The 537-nt window shown below is 53.3% G+C and carries 5 tRNA genes and 1 rRNA gene; all 6 read left to right on the top strand.

Annotation, left to right across the window (positions count from 1 at the left end):
• Positions 1-84, top strand: a 5S ribosomal RNA gene (gene rrf / locus ACFSDB_RS16950); the annotation flags it as partial.
• Positions 85-93: 9 nt separating this feature from the next.
• A tRNA-Val gene (locus tag ACFSDB_RS16945) sits at positions 94-169 on the top strand.
• Between the two features lie 13 nt (positions 170-182).
• Positions 183-258 (top strand) — tRNA-Thr (locus ACFSDB_RS16940).
• Positions 259-268: 10 nt separating this feature from the next.
• Positions 269-344, top strand: a tRNA-Lys gene (locus ACFSDB_RS16935).
• Between the two features lie 20 nt (positions 345-364).
• Positions 365-449 (top strand) — tRNA-Leu (locus ACFSDB_RS16930).
• Positions 450-455: 6 nt separating this feature from the next.
• Positions 456-530 (top strand) — tRNA-Gly (locus ACFSDB_RS16925).
• Positions 531-537 lie beyond the last annotated feature (7 nt).

Genomic DNA, 537 nt, shown 5'->3' with positions numbered 1-537 from the left:
TCCCATCCCGAACACGGAAGTTAAGCTCTTTTGCGCCGATGGTAGTTGGGGGTTTCCCCCTGTGAGAGTAGGACGTCGCTGGGCATACATAACGGAGGATTAGCTCAGCTGGGAGAGCATCTGCCTTACAAGCAGAGGGTCGGCGGTTCGATCCCGTCATCCTCCACCATTTTTTCTCTTTCGCCGGAGTAGCTCAACTGGTAGAGCAACTGACTTGTAATCAGTAGGTTGAGGGTTCAAGTCCTTTCTCCGGCACCACTTCTCTTACGAGCCATTAGCTCAGTTGGTAGAGCATCTGACTTTTAATCAGAGGGTCGAAGGTTCGAATCCTTCATGGCTCACCATTTTACAATTTCATTGCCACGCGGGTGTGGCGGAACTGGCAGACGCACTAGACTTAGGATCTAGCGCCTTCGGGCGTGGGGGTTCGACTCCCTTCACCCGCACCATTTTTTGCGGAAGTAGTTCAGTGGTAGAACGCCACCTTGCCAAGGTGGAGGTCGCGGGTTCGACCCCCGTCTTCCGCTCCATTTTTTT

Source organism: Planococcus chinensis (assembly GCF_042681545.1).
Lineage (GTDB): Bacteria > Bacillota > Bacilli > Bacillales_A > Planococcaceae > Planococcus > Planococcus chinensis.
The sequence above is the reverse complement of the archived record's forward strand: the minus strand, read 5'-3'. Positions and strand labels throughout refer to the sequence as shown.